The sequence below is a fragment of the Paenibacillus sp. MDV22-iso6 genome (assembly GCF_058408365.1).
In genome coordinates this window covers 624,905-643,521 of sequence record NZ_JBZVDZ010000003.1, presented here as the reverse complement: position 1 = coordinate 643,521, position 18,617 = coordinate 624,905, and the positions used below count along the sequence as shown (strand labels likewise).

Genomic DNA, 18,617 nt, shown 5'->3' with positions numbered 1-18,617 from the left:
GGCATAGCCGGATTTCATCCCTAATACCCTGTACGCTAATCCTGTTCCTTGATTCCATACGCCTGCATTGTCACTGTATCGCTATATCTATACATTATGTCTGTATTGCCTGATTCCCAAGCCTACAGTCATTCTTATTTTTCAGAACAGCAGTCATAACTCCTGAACTAGTATAGTGTACCACTTCTGCAACGACTCTTCTACGCTTTCCTGAAAAAACCGTTTATCATTTTCATTTCCATCTCACTCAACATGCATATACGAAAAACCGGAAGGTCTCTCGACCCTCCGGCAACATACATCTATTTATTTCAGTATTTCGTATTATTTGATAAAAGTAAATGAGTTCACGGCTTTTTCCAGCGCTGCTGCCTGCACTTCCGTCTTGTTGGCGTCATTCAGCCCGCTCGTAATGGTATACGTCGTTCCGTTCTGTTCAAACACGATCTGACGTCCGGTATACGGCACGCCATTGTCCACTTCATGATAGATAAAGGAAAACGCAGGCACACCCGCAAACGTCAACTCCTCACTGCTAATCAATTTGAAGTTTTTACGAGTTTTGGTTGCTTCCGCATACGCCTCTCTAAGTTGACTGACAGTCATTTCAATGGATTTGTCCTCACTCGCGGCAATGGAGAATTGACCACCTGTGAAGGTATAAACCACAGGAGAATACTCAAACCGATCATTGTACGGCGTCCAGTAACGTGGAATATCTACACTGTAATGATAACGTTTGGACGTTCGTGTCACAGATTTTGTTTTATCCGTCAAATATGGGTCTTCATCCAGCTGTCCGAAATTATCAGATACGGTATCAAAATCAATCTCAACACTCTTCATGATACTCTTAAACCATTCCCGATCCTTCGTCTGCTCCTCAGGGAACGTATACTCTGCATAATAGCGATAGCCATTTTTTTGCAAAAGAACATCGAACTCCGTCTGCCATCCATCGCCAAAGTTATAACGGAACTCATTCACTTCGGCAGTCTCGCCTGATACATCCATCGTATACGAACCTATCGGCTCATAACTTTCCGGCGTGAATGTCTCACGCATCCACTTGTCCAGTTGGCCACTCCACTCTTTGACCGTCGCACCCTTCGGTGCAGATGTAACACGTAGTTGCAGATATGCACCATCCTTGGCTTCGTATATCATCTGGGTGTTGTCCATGGACCAGCCTGCTGGAATCTTCAGTTCAATGCCATAATCATCATTCCAGGTAGAGCGCATCCCCTCATCCACGGTTGAAAGATCCTTAATTGTACGATCGGACTGAGCATAAGTAGGCTGGAATGAATTGAGTAGCGCTGCACGTTTGCCCAGATCCTTGTAATTCAGTGCTCCATAATCCGCGAGGTATACGTCATATTGGCGACCATCATGGATATATTGGCGCATTTCCCATAACACCCCGTCCGCATCCTTAACCACAATCCGGGCATAAGGTGTTTTCCCTTTGGCAATCGATTCCCGATCGAGCACCGTATCTCCGCTCTCTTTTGCTTCCTGAACAAGCTGCTGTAACAAATCATCCGAATCCAAATTCACATCCTGGTCACTCACATACACTTCAAGATAATAACTGCTGTCCTCCGCGCCAAATGTCATCATGCGCTCCTGCTCACCCGTTTGCAGAATCATGAGGTCGGATGGGTAATTAATGGACCAGCCGTAATAACTGTTACCAATTCTCGTTTTGCCTTCGTCCAGATTAATGCCGCCCTCGTCCTCATCCTCCGATTCGTCCGTTTGCAATAAGCGAATGACCATTTCTCCTGAACTGCTTGGAGCAAGTGTAGCGCCAATCCCCGCAGCTACCGGGCGGAGTGGTACCATAAGCACGCCATTAACCATTTTTGGGGCTGCGCCCATCTCTTTTTTGACTCCATCCACCCAGGCAATCGAACTGCCAATGGTTAAGGTGACAGTATGCGGACCTTCCTTAACTTTGACCACATCATTCTTCTCCAGTCGGATCTCGCTGCCAAAAGCCTTCTTGAATACACCAACAGGAACCATCGTAACGCCTTTGAACTGATATGGTTTGGCGATTGCCTGCTTGCTGCCGTTGATATAAGCGCTCGTACTACCCGCTGTGATCCGCAGCTCACTTGTTATAAGATCGGATGCCCACGCAGGCAAAGCCGCTCCAATGCTCAGCATCCCGGCTAACATACCTGTGCTTAGCACACGTAAAAATGATTTTTTCATTCCATTCATTCGTCCTCTCTGGATCCGGATTGCTCGCCGGGCTTTATTGATCTTCATCTACAGTGAACTGCTCATCTTCATCGTCTTGGATATCCGCTCGATCAGCAAGGACCACCGTACGAGTGACAATATCGCCGTCCGTTTGCATTAACAGTTTGACTTTCTGTCCTGGCACATACTTTTTGAGCAACTCATTGATATCCACCACAGAGGACACACGTGTGCCTGCCACACTGTATAACACATCCCCCTCTTTAATTTTGGCTTTCTTCGCTTGAGCTGACAGCACACCCGTAATCGTCAAAGGATCATCAGTAGGCAGGCCCACAATCGCTGACCAGCTCTCTTCCAGTTGCAAGCCGAGGCTTGCACGCTTGATTTTTCCGTATTCAAAGAACTGATTGATAATATATTGAACGGTATCTACTGGAATTGAAAATCCCATGCTCTCGATACCCACTGCTGAAAATTTCATAGAGTTAATACCAACAACTTCACCTTTGAGGTTGACCAGCGGTCCGCCGCTGTTGCCAGGGTTAATGGCTGTATCTGTTTGAATCAACCGATAGGTAGCCTCCACTCCCCGATTAAGACCACTGATTACGCCCACTGTCGCCGAGTTACGCAAAGAGAAGGAAATCGGTGTGCCGATGGCAATGACGGTTTCTCCAACAGTTGTTTGGGAAGCTTTGGCGAAGGTCGCCGGTTTAAGAGATTTGGCATTAATTTTGATTAGAGCGATATCGCTTAACGGGTCACTGTATGTTTTGGTGATTTTATATGTATTGCCATCAGTCGTCACGACCAACGGATTTATTAATCCATCAACCACATGGGCATTCGTCACAATCCAGCCGTTGGAGCGGATGATCACGCCAGTGCCATGAGCTAGGTTATAGCGATCCGATGTGACGCCATCCTGTAATTCAGTAGATTTGCCGATAATGCCTACAACAGAAGGAGATACTTTTTCAATTACTTTCGGGACTGCTTCACTGCCCTTATACTGAAACGTTCCAGACTTGGCGTCATATTGCCCACTTCCTCCGAGCGCTTTGACCAAATCCTTTGAACTAACATATACTTGTCCATCTACCATTTTGGCTTGCATACTTGATGAAGACTCCGCTGCCCCAGCCGTTGCTGCAACACTGATCGAGAGTACAGCAGCCATCAGTATGGCTACGCCCTTTTTCCCCAACACTCTCATTCTCTCACCTAACCCTCTCTATATATCCTCCGTTATGCAACCGAACCATATGATCCATTACTGAATCTCTTTCTCTATTATCTGCAATACCGGTATCCTCAAATTTAACATACAAATTATTCCTGTACAATCTCTTTAAGACCTAATTTCGATAGAGAAGACCGTATTATCCGAACCACTCTGCAAAACACAAAAAAACACCCTCCTTAATTCTCTGGAAAGTGTTTGTCTGTTCTTCTACTTGCTGTTTTCAAATAAGTTCAGCGGTGTCTCTACGAACCAAACCAACCGGTAATCATGGCATAGTCCGTCAAAAGGAATACCAGCAGACTAACCACTGCAAATCCGATAGCAAACAAATTCTTCTTCGGTGCGCGAACCAGTCGGACAACTCCAATGAAAATCAGGATCGTAAATAAGATGACAAAAATATCAAACGCATTAAAATTCGAAGTACTCGCCGCGGCAGCTTCTGCAAACAGCATGGATAGACAGACCTCCTCACCATAGTTGAACAGCTAAACGCATACCCTAATATCTTCCTCTATGTTATCTGTACCCTGCTTGTAATGCAAGCCCTATCATCCAGAAAAATGAAAAAAATCCAGTTTGGCAGTAGATTGATGGAATGCTTGCTCTACCACATATGTAAACACTTTCACCGATGTCATATTAAGATTGGCACAACGGTAAAATATCAGAAAACCCTTCTCCTCGGAAGAAGAGGGCATCAGATCATATATCGATGCCACCTACTTCATGAAAAGAAGGGTTAGATATTCACAAATAACCTGTAAACTGGAGCATTTACTCCGTCAATTGTAACGTCTTGCTTCGTTCCGTATCCCGCTCCAATACTGGTTTCAAGTACTTACCGGTATAGGAGGCTTCCACTTTAATAATATCCTCAGGCGTACCTGTCGCAACAATAGTTCCGCCACCGCTTCCACCTTCCGGACCCAGATCAACGATATAATCGGCTGTTTTGATAACATCCAGGTTATGCTCGATAACGAGTACCGATTCTCCGGAATCCACCAGACGGTGCAGGACGTTCAGCAGACGATCAATATCGTCGACATGAAGACCGGTCGTTGGCTCATCCAGAATATAGATCGTTTTACCCGTACTACGACGATACAGCTCGGAAGCGAGCTTCACGCGTTGTGCTTCACCACCGGACAACGTTGTTGCAGGCTGGCCCAAGTTAATGTAGCCCAACCCCACGTCGAGCAAGGTTTGCATTTTGCGATGAATTTTCGGAATGTTCTCGAAGAACTGCGTTGCATCCTCTACCGTCATTTCCAGCACATCTGCAATATTTCTATTTTTGTATTTGACTTCAAGTGTTTCGCGATTATACCGTTTGCCTTTGCAGACCTCACAAGGCACGTAGACATCCGGCAGGAAGTGCATCTCAATTTTGATAATGCCGTCCCCTCGACATGCTTCACAACGTCCACCTTTAATATTGAAACTGAACCGACCTTTTTTGTATCCGCGCACTTTGGCTTCATTGGTCTGTGCAAACAGATCACGGATGTCATCAAAGACGCCTGTATACGTAGCCGGGTTGGAGCGTGGTGTTCGTCCGATTGGTGACTGGTCAATATCAATAACTTTATCAATATGTTCCAGACCGCGAATCTCTTTGTGCTGACCTGGACGTACCCGTGCACGGTTCAAATCACGAGCAAGCGTTTTATACAAAATCTCATTAATTAGCGTCGATTTACCCGAGCCGGATACACCTGTTACTGCGGTAAATACACCCACTGGAATTTTTACATTGAGGTTTTTCAGGTTATTTTCCTTCGCTCCACGCACTTCCAGCCAGCGGTCCCCGACACTACGGCGTTCGGTACGAACCGGAATAAACTTGCGCCCACTCAGATATTGACCCGTTAACGAGTTCTCGTCATTCATGATTTCTTCCGGTGTACCCTGCGACATGATGGTACCACCGTGGATTCCTGCCCCCGGACCAATATCGATAATATAATCGGCGGCCATCATCGTATCCTCATCATGTTCAACCACGATCAGTGTGTTACCGATATCCCGCATGTGAGCGAGTGTGGAGATCAGACGATCGTTATCCCGTTGATGCAGACCAATACTCGGCTCATCCAAAATATACAGCACACCCATCAGGCTGGAACCAATCTGTGTCGCCAGTCTGATCCGCTGGGCTTCACCACCGGACAACGTTCCTGCAGCACGGCTCAGGGTCAGGTAATCCAGTCCTACGTTTACTAGGAAGCCGAGACGGCTGTTGATTTCTTTTAAAATAAGTTTGGCGATTATTTCTTCTTTCTCACTCAATTGTAGCGAATCGAAGAAACGGCCAGCTTCTCCAATGGACAAACTTGTCACATACGCCATGTTGTGATCGTTAATCGTAACAGCAAGGCTTTCACGTTTCAGTCGCTGTCCTTTACATGTTCCACAAGGCTTGGCACTCATATAACCTTCAATGAATTCACGGATACCTTCGGATGCTGTCTCACGGTAACGACGCTCCAGATTATTCACAATACCTTCAAAGGTAACCAATGCTTCTTTCCGTTGTCCAAAATCATTCTCGTACCGGAAACGAATTTTCTCCGTACCTGTACCCTGCAACAGCTTGTTCATTTGTTCAGCAGGCAGATCTTCTACAGGTACGTTTTGCGGAATGTTAAAGTGTTCGCATACCGATTTGAGGAACTGCGGATAATAGGTGGATGTACCACCTGTCCAGGCATCAAACGCACCCTCTTCAATTGTTTTGCTTCGATCCGGCACCAACAGGTCCGGGTCAACAATCATTTTGACACCTAATCCATCACAATCCGGGCAGGCACCGAATGGGCTGTTGAACGAAAACATGCGCGGCGCCAGCTCTTCAATACTGAATCCGCACACCGGGCAGGCAAAGTTGGAACTGAAGCGCAGCTCTTCCTCACCCATAATATCTACCAGCAGCTGTCCACCGGACAGATTAAGTGCAGTCTCAATAGAATCGGCCAAACGTGATTGCACATCTTCCTTAATTACGATCCGGTCAACGACGACTTCAATCGTATGCTTTTTGTTCTTCTCCAATTGAATATCTTCCGACAAATCACGTAATTCCCCGTTCACCCTTACACGAACGAAGCCCTGCTTGGACACATCGGCAAATATACTTTTGTGTTCACCCTTGCGTCCAGAGACAATCGGTGCCAGAATCTGCAACCGGGTCCGCTCAGGATATTGCATTATGCGGTCAACCATCTGTTCTACGGTCTGGGAACTAATTTCGACGCCATGATCCGGACAATGAGGATGTCCCACACGTGCAAATAACAGACGCAGGTAGTCATAGATTTCCGTAACGGTTCCGACGGTGGAACGCGGGTTACGGCTTGTCGTTTTCTGATCTATGGAAATAGCCGGTGACAATCCTTCAATGGAATCAACGTCCGGTTTCTCCATCTGCCCCAGAAACTGCCGTGCATAAGCCGATAATGATTCAACGTAACGTCGCTGTCCTTCGGCATATATCGTATCAAAAGCCAGCGAGGACTTGCCTGAGCCACTCAGACCGGTCAATACAACAAAACGGTCACGCGGGATGGTGATATCAATGTTTTTGAGGTTATGCGCTCGCGCGCCTTTGATGACAATGTTCTCGCTCGCCAATGGTATTCATCCTTTCAATGTTGAAATTCCAACCTTTTTTAAAGGCTTTTCGATCCCTCCCAAACCCTCCCTTCCAAGGGAGGGCCCCAGAGGGCGCAGCCCTCTGGACACCCGAAACAGGCGGTGCAATGGTGAATGGTCGGGTCTTGCTATGTGAAGGTTGTCGTGTGCCCGCAGCTTCGTCCAAGATCCCGGCCAAATGCCGGTCTCTTAGACGGCCGCTCTACAACGAGAGGGCGCTCACGGCTTTGCCTCGTTCGCAAGTGTCGCCATTGCCTTTGGCTCGGCTCCCCTTAAACACCAGGACACTCACGGCTTCGCCTTGCTCGCGATGGTCGCCATTGCCTTTGGCTCGGCTCCCCTTAAACACCGGACGCTCACGGCTTCGCCTTGTTCGCGATGGTCGCCATTGCCTTCGGCTCGGCTCCTGGGTACACGACTTCCAAATGTTTTCCTATAAACCTTTTAACCAATTTCAACTTTTCTATCAGTATAGACCTGATTTTACGTTTTCAACATGTCTAATTATCGGTAGATATCACTGATTTCCTGACTCAACAAGAGAACGGCCACCCGGCCGTTCTCTTGTTGCAGATCTATCCATGCTGCGACACATTCTACTGTGCCTCTATCTTAAACTTATGCTGTCTGCCTTAATAAGCTATTCTGCGCGCAGTTCCAGCAATGCATCACGAAGTTCAGCAGCACGCTCAAACTGCAAGTTTTTGGCTGCGTCTTTCATCTCTGCCTCTAGGCGCTGAATAAGCGACTGACGTTCCTTCTTCGACATCTTCTCGGCAGCGCCTGTAAGATAGTCTTTCTTGGATTCAGCAACTTTGGTGGCTTCAATCACATCACGCACTTTTTTGCGAATCGTCTGTGGTGTAATACCATGCTCTTCGTTATACGCAATTTGGATCGCACGACGGCGTTCTGTTTCCTTCATCGCCTTATCCATCGAATCTGTCACTTTGTCACCGTACAGGATAACTCGACCTTCGCTGTTCCGTGCAGCCCGACCAATCGTTTGGATCAGTGAGCGTTCCGAGCGTAGGAAGCCTTCTTTGTCGGCATCCAAAATGGCTACCAAGGAAACTTCAGGAAGATCCAGACCTTCCCGGAGCAAGTTGATTCCGATAAGGACATGGAAAACCCCCAGCCTTAAATCACGTAGAATCGCCATACGCTCCAATGTCTTGATCTCGGAGTGCAAATAACGTACCTTGATTCCGATCTCCTTCAGATAATCTGTTAAATCCTCGGACATCTTCTTCGTTAATGTTGTGATCAGGACCCGCTCGTCTTTCGCAATCCGGTCATTAATCTCACCGATCAGGTCATCGATCTGCCCCTTCGTTGGACGCAGTTCAATAATTGGATCAAGCAGACCGGTTGGACGAATGATCTGTTGCACCATCGTATCCGTATGCTCAATCTCGTAAGGACCTGGTGTCGCAGATACATAGATAATCTGATCCATCTTCCCTTCAAACTCATCGAATTTGAGAGGGCGGTTATCCAGCGCAGAGGGCAGACGGAATCCGTGATCAACAAGTACAGTCTTCCGTGCTTGGTCACCGTTATACATCGCACGGATCTGTGGTAGAGTCACGTGGGACTCATCGACCACAATCAGCATATCATCCGGAAAATAGTCCATCAGCGTGTAAGGTGTATCGCCTCGTTCGCGGAATGTCAGTGGGCCGGAATAGTTTTCAATCCCTGAACAAAAACCGACTTCTTTCATCATCTCGATATCGTACCGTGTACGTTGCTCCAGTCGCTGAGCCTCCAACAATTTCCCCTGTTCACGCAATACTTCAAGACGCTCTTCCAGTTCACGCTCAATATTCACTAGCGCAACCTTCATCGTCTCTTCCTGGGTTACGAAGTGAGATGCCGGGAATATCGCAATGTGCTCACGTTCCCCAACCAGTTCTCCGGTTAACACATCAATCTCCGTAATTTTCTCAATCTCATCACCGAACAATTCCACCCGAATCGCATGTTCACCCTTCGATGCCGGGAAAATCTCGATAACGTCACCGCGAACGCGGAACGTACCACGCACAAAGTTAATGTCATTTCGCTGATACTGAATCTCCACCAGACGCGACAAAATCTGATTGCGCGGTTTCTCCATCCCTACCCGCAGGGACAGAAGCATGCTGGAATAGGAGTGCGGCGAACCCAAACCATAGATGCAGGATACACTCGCTACAATAATGACATCTCTGCGTTCAAACAATGAACTCGTAGCCGCATGGCGTAACTTATCGATCTCTTCATTGATACTTGAATCCTTCTCGATGTACGTATCCGAGGAAGGAATATAGGCCTCTGGCTGAAAGTAATCGTAGTAACTGACAAAATACTCAACCATGTTATTTGGAAAAAAGTCTTTGAACTCACTTGCAAGCTGAGCTGCCAGCGTTTTATTGTGGGCAATAATCAGTGTGGGACGTTGCAGCTTGGCAATCGTCTGTGCAATGGTGAACGTCTTACCCGTACCGGTTGCACCCAGCAATGTCTGATATCTCTTCCCCTCCTGAACGCCCTTCACCAATTCTTCAATGGCTGCAGGCTGATCACCTTGGGGAGAAAACTCTGATTCGATTTCGAACGTTTTGTCGCTCATTATAATATCGCTCATTGCCGTATCTCACCCTATCGTCTAAAATAATAGTCACTATATATTGTCGAAGTTCCCCGAATTTACATATGGGAAAACTTATAGTAATAGGAATATTTGTTCCCGTATAATTATACCTCGTCTGTGCAAGTGATGCAATCGCGAACTAAAGATAGGAGTGGGTTAATTTATGGATATTGCGACACTTATCGGCATTATTGCCGGGATTGCCGCAGTCATTAGTGGTTTTTTATGGGAAGGTGGCCAATTATCCGGTCTGATGCAAAAGACGGCTGCTCTAATTGTATTTGGTGGAACGATTGCCGCAGTTGTTGCCAGTTTCCCTGCACATCGGCTGCGTACGATTCCTGCTGCCCTCCGCATGGCCTTTGGGCGTAACAACAATGACACAAGCCAGTGGGTTGAAGAACTTGTAGATATGTCTTCAATCGCTCGCCGCTCAGGCGTGCTTGCACTGGAACGAAAAGTAATGGACCATCCGCATCCATTTTTGCAAGATGGTATTCAGATGGTTGTCGATGGCACAGATCAGGATGTTGTTCGCCAGATCATGGAGATGGAGATTGATTCCGTCGAACAAAAATATGAAGGTTATGCCAAAATTTTTGAATCAGCAGGCGGTTATGCTCCAACGATGGGTATCATTGGTACCGTGATGGGACTTATTCAGGTACTCGGCAGCCTGACCGATCCTACTGGACTCGGCCCAGCGATTGCTGTTGCCTTTACCGCAACCCTCTACGGGGTCGCCAGTGCCAATCTTATCTTTTTACCCATTGCTTCCAAAATTAAATCCCGTGGAGCAGACGAAATTCAGACGATGGAAATGCTGCTCGAAGGCGTATTATCCATCCAGAACGGGGAAAACCCTCAGCTTGTGCGTAAACGGCTGGAGTCCTTCACACTTACTCACCGCCAGATTACACGTCCTGTAGTGAAGGAGGGATTGGATGAGTCGGCGCAGTAAACGGCGCGGAAAACGTGAACCTGGAGATCATCGAGATCGCTGGATGATTACCTATGCCGATCTCATTACTCTGCTGCTGATCTTTTTTGTGATCATGTATGCCATGAGCCATCTGGATTCTGGTAAATACGATGTGGTTACTCAATCGTTGCAAAATACTTTCAACCAATCCAACTCCCTGCTCGATCAAGGTGAAGGTATTGGTGGTACAGCTGGACAAGCTATTACCAAGAATCCGCCTTCCCAGATTCAGGGCGAAGACCCCGGAGAAGGCAAAGGACCCTCTTCCGGCTCCGAGACAAGTAAGCCAGCTGATGACGATCAGCCACTTACGGAGCGTGAAGAGCAATTCAGATCACAGGAGCAGGAGCTGCAAAATTTGTTCAATGTGATTACCCAGTATATCGAAGACAATAAACTGGAAAATCAAATTTTTGTTGCGGACAAGCCGCAAGGCATCTCTATCACACTCAGCGACCGCTTCCTGTTTGATCAGGGAAAGGCGGCACTCAAAAGTGATGCTGCACCCACACTGAGCAAATTGGCAAGTCTGTTCCGCGATTTGAGCACCGTTGTTAGCATTGAAGGGCATACGGATAACGTTCCTGTCGGAGCAAACGCTACCTATAAAGATAATTGGGAGCTTTCCGGGGAACGTGCACTGTCTGTATTGCGTTTTTTTCTCGACAAAGAAAAGCTTGACCCTGACGGATTTCAATATGCTGGATACGCGGATACGCGCCCAACTGGGGATAATACCACCGCAGCAGGGCGGCAAAAAAATAGACGTGTGGAAATCACCGTCTTGCGTCAACTCCAGCCTTAATCTCAAACATTTCGTATGAAGTATCCTTGCTCTATTATAAAAAGCACGTTCTTACTGAATTCGATTCAGCAGAACGTGCTTTTTGTTTTTACTTCTATACTTTTATTGCAAAAAAGGCGGATCAATTTTTCCCTTCGTTTTACAGCAATGGCACACGATGTGATTACCTTCATCATACAAACGATTCACACTTTACGCATCTACGCCTGGCTCGCTGGGACGAAGAATCGCAGAACCGACCGTCAGCAAAATGGCTGCCATGCCAAACAGAATCAGCAGCGGTAGGGCAATGTCCGACAACGTACCGCCAGCAGAGATCGTTTCCACTGCTTGAATCGCCCATTTCTGCGGAACAAAATTAGCGAGTTTTTGCATGTAATCCGGCATGATCGACAGCGGCCAGAAACAGCCACCAATCATACACGTCGGTGTGATAATCAGAGAATTCAGCATGGTTGCATTTTTGGATTCACGAATCAAGCCGGCAACCGTACTCGCAATCCCCATGGAGACCAGCATAAATGCGGCCAAAATAAGCAGATGGATGACAAATGGAATCCCCGCATCATAATGAAGCACCCATCTGCTAATCCCCAGTACCAAAACAATTTGGATTAATCCGATCGCAAAACTCCCCAGAAAATTGCCCAGTGCGATTTCATAGGCGCGGACCGGAGCCGTGTAGACTCTTGCCATCGTCCGCTGCCTGCGGTCTTCCATAATAACAGCAACTGTACTGGTCAGCAGACCCATCATGAACATAATCGTAAATCCGGTCACGTTGTTCAAACCCGGTTTTGGATAAATCTTCAGCTCAGTTGCTTCACCCGAAATTTGATGTTTGCCTAGTTCAAGTAACAATTCTTTAAATTTTGCTTGGGCCAGAGTTGGATCAGGAGTCTCACCCGATGCCGCATCTGTCGCTGCCAATACTGCCGAAGCAGATTGTCTCAATCCCGCTGCCAAACCTTCAACCGCAGCCCTCAAAGTATAGGAGCTTTCACTGACACGAAGTTCCACTAGCTGAACTTCAGGTTGTTTGTCTTGCAGTAAATTGTCCGTGTAATGCGCCGGGATAATGAGTCCTGAACTCCCCCTTTGCTGCGCAATGGCTTCCTTAACTTCCGCAACGTTGTTCATGGGTTTGAGCAGATATTCCTCTTTGCGGCCCAGCTCATCCAATATCCATCTGCCTGCTGCACCCTGATCCTCGTTTACATAAGGAATGACGGCACGTGTTCCCTCCTCGCTCCCAAACAGCGCAATTGTACCTGTGACGACAAGGCAAGGAAGAAGAAAGAACGTGATGAAACCCCGTTTTCGCAATATCGTGCGCCGGATCATCAGCCAGGCAATATTCAGGCTATTCATAGCGATATCCCGCCTTTCTATAGATCAGTCCCGCTGCCGCCACCATTACCGCACATACCGAACCAAGCATCATGATGCTGTACATAATCTCACTTAAGGGGGCGTTCAGCATCATCCGCAGAAAACTTTGCAAAGCCCAGTGGTTTACCGTAAATTCGCTTATTCGCTGTACAAAACCAACGGCAATGGGTGTAAATCCACCGCTAATAAATGTCATGGCAATAATGATGCCTTGAAGAGCGGCACTTGCTGATGCGGAATTCTTGAAAAGCAGGGCAACAATCACGCCAAGAGTCATGGAAGCCAGCGTAATCAGCAGACAGATCAGAACAATCAACCCTGGATGTGTGCCCCAGTTCACACCATATAACCAATTCGTCACCAGTACGATGATGATGGCCTGCAAGAAAGCAATTAGGCTGTTGCCTGCAATTTTCCCTGCAAAAATGACCCCATTGCCTATTGGAGCTGCCTGTAAGCGAGTTAGCGTTTTTTTGTCCCTTTCACCAAACAGGCTGTTGCTGGTTGTCAAACCCGAGTAAAGCATGAACATGGCGAGCATGGAAGCCGCATAATATTGTGAAGCGCTATAAGAGGTGCCCACTTCTCCGGGACTGCTTACGGCTATATATGAAGAGTTCGCGCTATTGGTCTGTGAATGCTCAGCCATTGCAGCTACTGCGTCAGGACCTAACACTTTCGCCGCAGCTACTTGTATGTTTAGTTCATCTGTGAACCGCGTAAACAAAGTCTCACCTACAACATTGAGCGTGCCATCTTTCCCCAATATCCATTGCAACCTTGCCTCTTCCCCTTTCATGATCTGCTCCTCCAGATCTGATGGGACGATTACGGCAAAATCCAGATCACCACGTCGCAGTGCACTTACAGCCTCTTTTTCCGTAGAAATGTTCTGTACCTTCATCATCTCGGCTACCACCGGAGATGTCACAAATTTATTTAAAGCTTCGCTGATCAATCCCGAACCGGAATTCTCTTCTGTTTGAATGATCCCTACTCTCACCGAGTCAGGAATGGCTTCTTTTGCGGTACCCATTGTACTAGAAAGTGCAGTACCCAATATAAAGATGAGCAGCAGCGGCAGAATAAACAGATTCAGCAGAACGGAGCGAATTCTCAGAATCCTTCTCAACTCAAAGATGCAAATATGCCATATGTTCATCTGAGATCCTCCTAGTCCCGAAGCGTACGTCCGGTCAGATTGAGGAAGAGCGTTTCCAGATCAGGCTCTTCGACCTTGAGCGTTTGAATGGAGATTTCATGTTTGCTGCAAATGAAGAGCATATCCTGTAGATCCTGCTGTGCAGAAGGCAGCGTAATGGTCAATGTATCGTCTGATACTTCTACCGCCCGCACACGGGGGTGAAGTTTCAACTCCTCCACAACGTCGTGACCAATGCCCGAAGTGGTGAGCACTATTTTTTCCTCAGATGCAACCCGTTCTCTCAGTTCTGCTTCGGTGCCGCAGGCGATGATATGCCCCTGATCCATAATCGCTACCCGGTGACTGATTGCAGCAACTTCCTCCATGTAGTGACTTGTATAAATGATGGTTGATCCCATCTGGTTAAGCGTACGGACCGACTCCAAAATATGATTCCGCGATTGCGGGTCAATGCCCACTGTTGGTTCATCCATAATGATTAAATCCGGTCGATGCATAATGGCACACGCAATGTTCAGCCTGCGTTTCATACCGCCAGAGAAAGTGGACGGGGCATCCTTCGCTTTGTCCTGCAAACCTACAAATTCGAGGGATTCCTGCACTCTTTCTTTAAGCATTTTTCCACGGAGTCCATATAGTCGGGCAAAAAAAGTTACATTCTCTGCAGCGGTCATCGTTTCATATAGAGCCAGATCCTGTGGTACCAGTCCGATTTTGCGTTTCACTTCAAGTGGCCGTTCCTTGACCGATATGCCATCCAACCGAATTTCACCCTGATCCATATTTAAAAGACCGGCAATCATGCTAATGGTGGTACTTTTCCCTGCACCATTGGGTCCAAGCAATCCAAAAATTTCACCTTTACCGACACTCAGATTTAAATGATCCACTGACAGCTTGCTACCGTATCGTTTCACGACGTGATCCACTTCAAGCATAGTCATAGATTATACACTCCTCTTCCGTCCAGCTTCCTGCGACTGGATTTTCATATCTGTATTGTAACGAATTGTGATCTTCTGCGAAGGTACGAAAGGTCATGAAACAAAGGTGACTTAAGTCATCTTCGGATGGGAAAACTGCCTATGATATAATCGACATACATAACCGGAAGGTATACCTTCACTTCTAAAATAAAGGATGTCTCTGACATATGCCGATGCGGTTGCTACAATACGGTTTACTCATAGTTCCTGCGGTTCTGTACATTCTGGTGCTACCCCTGGAAAAAGAAGATAGCTATACTCTGTATATTATCATTGCCCTAGGACTCGCGGTGTGGAAAGACTTCTCCCGTTCAGGTATGCAGCGTCTGCTGCTTGCGGCCGAAATCCTCTTCAGCTGCTGGCTGATCGCTCTATATGGCCCATTTATGTTTTTCCTCTCCTTATCTGCGCTTTATGTGTACATGTACAGACTGGATAGGACCCAACGGTGGTTAATGCTCGCCATTCAGCTTATCGCCAGCAATACCGCGTTACATTGGTATTACGCCCCACCACAGGAGCTTCATGCATGGCTTACACTTCACAATAACACGGCCATTCCTTTTAGCTTCACCCAAGAGACAATGGCTCGGGTTGCAGGTAACTTGCTCCTGCTCATCACCGCAACACTCTCTTGGCAGGGTTCTAGAAGCGCGAGCAGCCGTGGGCAGCTTGAACAGGTGTACGATGAGCTGCGCAGTAAACATTACGAGCTTCAGGAGGCACGCGAACAATTGCTGCAATTCACAAAGCAACTTGAAGGAGCGGCACAGGTTGAGGAACGTACCCGGATATCCAGACAGCTTCATGATGATATTGGTCATCGCCTAATTCGCACCAAAATGATGTCTGAGGCAGCCCTCCTCACCCTCCCTATACACCCAGAACAGGGCACGGAAATGGTGAGACAAATTCGGGATCAATTGGCCGCCAGTATGGATGACATGCGAACCACGCTTCACAAATTGCGACCTGACTCATATATATCCGATGCCTACGCGCTAGATCGTCTGCTTGAAGACGTTGGAAGGGAAACGGGTGTTAAAACGCGTTACGAAGTGCGTGGTCATTCACATGTACTCTATCCCAGTATGCAAATCGTTTTGTACAAAAATGCAAAAGAGGCCCTGACCAATGCCCTCCGTCATGGAAATGCCACTACGATTACAGTGGAACTGGAATTTGGAGAAAGAGAAATCTGTATGTCTATCAGCAACGATGGGAAGATCCATACCCTTTCCACCAAGGAACAAACGAAAGCAAGACATGAAAGATCTCGTGCTAACCCGGGCGTAAAGATAGAGTCTACAGGACTCGGCATGGGGCTCGAAGGTATGCGCCTACGCACACAGTTGGTTGGTGGGAAACTTGAGATCAAGTCGGACTATCCCTATACGGTGATTACACGCCTACCCATGGCAAACAAAGCTGAACTGATCTGAAAAAGGAAGTGATTTGCTCATGTCTGACCTGAATGAATTAAATAACTCGAGCCATTCTGTTCACCCTCAGTCCATTCGGCTGATGCTTGCGGATGATGATTCCTTTATCCGTGAAAGTCTCAAAGTCCTGCTTGGACTCGATCCCGGCATTACCGTTACAGGTACAGCTTCAAACGGCCGGGAAGCTCTGGAACTGCTGGAGTCCGGAACAATTGCCGACGTTGTACTTATGGATATTCGCATGCCAGATTGTGATGGAGTTGAAGGTACCCGAATCATTAAAACACGTTTCCCTGACGTGCGTGTACTGATGCTTACTACGTTTGACGATGATGAGTATATTATCCAGGCTTTGCAAAACGGAGCCAGCGGTTATTTACTCAAAAATGTGCCACCTGACCGGATCATTCAGGGCATCAAGACTGTACATAACGGGGATATGTTGATTCATCCTGATATTGCTCGTAAGCTCGCGAGTCTACTTCGTCCTACTGCAGCGCCTCAGACACATGAACCCATTGGCTCTTACGGACTAACCCGTATGGAACTGGCTGTTGCGGAGGCTATATCAGAAGGGCTGTCCAATAAAGAAATTGCCGCGAAGCTATTTTTAAGTGAAGGCACGGTCAAAAACTATGTTACGGATATTCTCGGTAAGCTTAGTTTGCGCGACCGGACTCAAATCGCCATTTTCATGTTGAAAAAGTAGCAAAAAGGGTATTTCCCTCGCCTAATATGGCGGAGGAAATACCCTTTCTTCATTACATCTCTACAGATCTTTGCTCCCCCGCCGGGGCGGGTGGCAATGCTAGTGGAGCCTCAACATTAAGCTGATCTTTCCGACGTCGTGCGAACAACTTGAGACTTACGATATGAAATAGAGTTAGCGGACGTAAGCGGAGCGCCCAGGCTTCATGATTGTCCGGGGCCATGAGCACCCCGAGCTGATGATGCTCTCCTTCATAGATCGCCCGTTGCATGAACTTGCTCTCACCCTGATGATTGCGTACCTCTAGCTTACAAAAGGCCGGATTCATACGCAAAGCGCGATGTAATTGCTCCGGCGAATGCACCAATACGCCATTCACCTTGTACAAGGTCTCCCCAGCCTCAATCCCCAGTTCTTCCGCGGGACTATCAGGAATGACACCCAGCACCTTCAGGCCGTGCTCAGGGTGTACAAACAGCGGGCTGCGGTTTTGCTCCTCGAAGCCACTGTACCACACCAGGAACTCATGCCCAATGAAAGCAGCCAAGGCTGCAACAACCATGAGTGGAGACCACCATGCAGCCAAGAGACTGAGCACAAGTAGCCCTGTCCCATATAGCAGCAATCGTTTTGCGGAAATCTGGACTTTTTCCCCGGGGAGCATACTTTGCGTAACTTCTCCGAATCCCAGCATAATCGGTAGCGCAACCAACATGTAGCCATTTCCTCCGCTGATCAAAGCGGTCCATGGCAATTCGGCCCCGCCCGTAACTGGAACAAGAATCAGTAACGGAATCGGCCAGAAATGCTGTAACTGGTATCCTCCAACGAGCTTGCCGCGTTTACCTTCGAAGAGCAAAGGCGATGCCATGGATACCCCTTGCATACGTACCATCAGTGCTTCACCGATATGTAATACTGCTGCGAGCACAAGCAGTGCAGGCATATCCAGCGCACGTAATGCTTCAGTGACACTTCCCATCCATCCTGCCGGCTGCCAGCCCGAAGCCAGATTTAAACCAAACTGCAACACGCCAAGCAAACCTGCAGCATAAGCAAAACATAAGTATCGGATACGGAATAATGCCAGAAATAACGTAGCTGCCCATATACAGATCAGGCTGCTCAGTGTAAGATGTGCCCCAAGAAACAGCGACACGATTGAGACCATTGCACCAATCACAATACCTCCAAGTATTGCACGAATGGTCTGTGTTATCGAGCTTTGCAGACGAACGTGGAACAATTTACGTTCCTGTAAGAGTTGACGATGATAAACGAGAGCAATCAAGATTACCGCAATATAATAAAACGGCTGAATAAACAACTGCAACAATGCTTCTCCTAATGTGGTCAACCATGGCCAAGCCCATTCCAT

General features: G+C 47.5%; 14 protein-coding genes. 4 read left to right on the top strand and 10 right to left on the bottom strand.

Annotated elements, in window-relative coordinates; genetic code table 11:
• Window positions 1-324: 324 nt before the first annotated feature.
• The 6 genes from AC4PM4_RS11985 to uvrB form a co-directional block, all read right to left on the bottom strand.
• Window positions 325-2,223: a stalk domain-containing protein gene (locus AC4PM4_RS11985; protein WP_240321554.1), complete on the bottom strand. Its 1,899-nt coding sequence runs from the start codon at window positions 2,221-2,223 to the stop codon at window positions 325-327.
• Window positions 2,224-2,266: 43 nt separating this feature from the next.
• Window positions 2,267-3,433 (bottom strand): S1C family serine protease, encoded by a 1,167-nt coding sequence (locus AC4PM4_RS11980; RefSeq protein ID WP_244552122.1) that lies wholly within the window; start codon window positions 3,431-3,433, stop codon window positions 2,267-2,269.
• 272 nt (window positions 3,434-3,705) lie between these two features.
• Entirely contained in the window at window positions 3,706-3,918 is a 213-nt protein-coding gene (locus tag AC4PM4_RS11975) for a hypothetical protein (protein WP_063567497.1), read from the bottom strand.
• A gap of 322 nt (window positions 3,919-4,240) precedes the next feature.
• Window positions 4,241-7,099 (bottom strand): excinuclease ABC subunit UvrA, encoded by a 2,859-nt coding sequence (gene uvrA / locus AC4PM4_RS11970; RefSeq protein ID WP_110000882.1) that lies wholly within the window; start codon window positions 7,097-7,099, stop codon window positions 4,241-4,243.
• A 223-nt stretch (window positions 7,100-7,322) separates the two neighbouring features.
• Window positions 7,323-7,469: a hypothetical protein gene (locus AC4PM4_RS11965; protein ID WP_491613676.1), complete on the bottom strand. Its 147-nt coding sequence runs from the start codon at window positions 7,467-7,469 to the stop codon at window positions 7,323-7,325.
• A 291-nt stretch (window positions 7,470-7,760) separates the two neighbouring features.
• Window positions 7,761-9,752, bottom strand: coding sequence for an excinuclease ABC subunit UvrB (uvrB, locus tag AC4PM4_RS11960; protein WP_488732487.1), 1,992 nt, complete (start codon window positions 9,750-9,752; stop codon window positions 7,761-7,763).
• 169 nt (window positions 9,753-9,921) lie between these two features.
• Here uvrB and AC4PM4_RS11955 point away from each other — a divergent pair, with 169 nt between their 5' ends.
• Entirely contained in the window at window positions 9,922-10,719 is a 798-nt protein-coding gene (locus AC4PM4_RS11955) for a flagellar motor protein (protein ID WP_063567500.1), read from the top strand.
• The gene (locus AC4PM4_RS11950) at window positions 10,703-11,545 is read left to right on the top strand and encodes a flagellar motor protein MotB (RefSeq protein ID WP_491613675.1); all 843 of its coding nucleotides are present in this window, start codon (window positions 10,703-10,705) and stop codon (window positions 11,543-11,545) included. Before AC4PM4_RS11955 ends, AC4PM4_RS11950 begins: the two co-directional genes overlap by 17 nt.
• A gap of 192 nt (window positions 11,546-11,737) precedes the next feature.
• Here the strand turns inward: AC4PM4_RS11950 and AC4PM4_RS11945 are convergent, their stop codons facing one another.
• Genes AC4PM4_RS11945 through AC4PM4_RS11935 form a run of 3 tightly spaced genes read right to left on the bottom strand, consistent with a single transcriptional unit; the run spans window position 11,738 to window position 15,046 of the window.
• Window positions 11,738-12,916: an ABC transporter permease gene (locus AC4PM4_RS11945; protein WP_491613674.1), complete on the bottom strand. Its 1,179-nt coding sequence runs from the start codon at window positions 12,914-12,916 to the stop codon at window positions 11,738-11,740.
• On the bottom strand, window positions 12,909-14,099 hold the full coding sequence (locus tag AC4PM4_RS11940; RefSeq protein ID WP_491613673.1) for an ABC transporter permease: 1,191 nt from the start codon (window positions 14,097-14,099) through the stop codon (window positions 12,909-12,911). The genes AC4PM4_RS11945 and AC4PM4_RS11940 overlap by 8 nt, the downstream gene beginning before the upstream one ends.
• Before the next feature lie 11 nt (window positions 14,100-14,110).
• Window positions 14,111-15,046, bottom strand: coding sequence for an ABC transporter ATP-binding protein (locus AC4PM4_RS11935; RefSeq protein WP_491613672.1), 936 nt, complete (start codon window positions 15,044-15,046; stop codon window positions 14,111-14,113).
• Window positions 15,047-15,255: 209 nt separating this feature from the next.
• Between AC4PM4_RS11935 and AC4PM4_RS11930 the strand changes: the two genes are divergently transcribed.
• A complete protein-coding gene (locus tag AC4PM4_RS11930) occupies window positions 15,256-16,530 on the top strand; it encodes a sensor histidine kinase (protein WP_072733571.1) in 1,275 nt (424 codons plus the stop codon).
• Between the two features lie 19 nt (window positions 16,531-16,549).
• Window positions 16,550-17,239: a response regulator transcription factor gene (locus tag AC4PM4_RS11925; RefSeq protein ID WP_072733572.1), complete on the top strand. Its 690-nt coding sequence runs from the start codon at window positions 16,550-16,552 to the stop codon at window positions 17,237-17,239.
• 52 nt (window positions 17,240-17,291) lie between these two features.
• On the opposite strand, the gene AC4PM4_RS11920 is transcribed toward AC4PM4_RS11925, so the two are convergent.
• Complete coding sequence (locus AC4PM4_RS11920) at window positions 17,292-18,617, bottom strand: PDZ domain-containing protein (RefSeq protein WP_491613671.1); 1,326 nt, start codon at window positions 18,615-18,617, stop codon at window positions 17,292-17,294.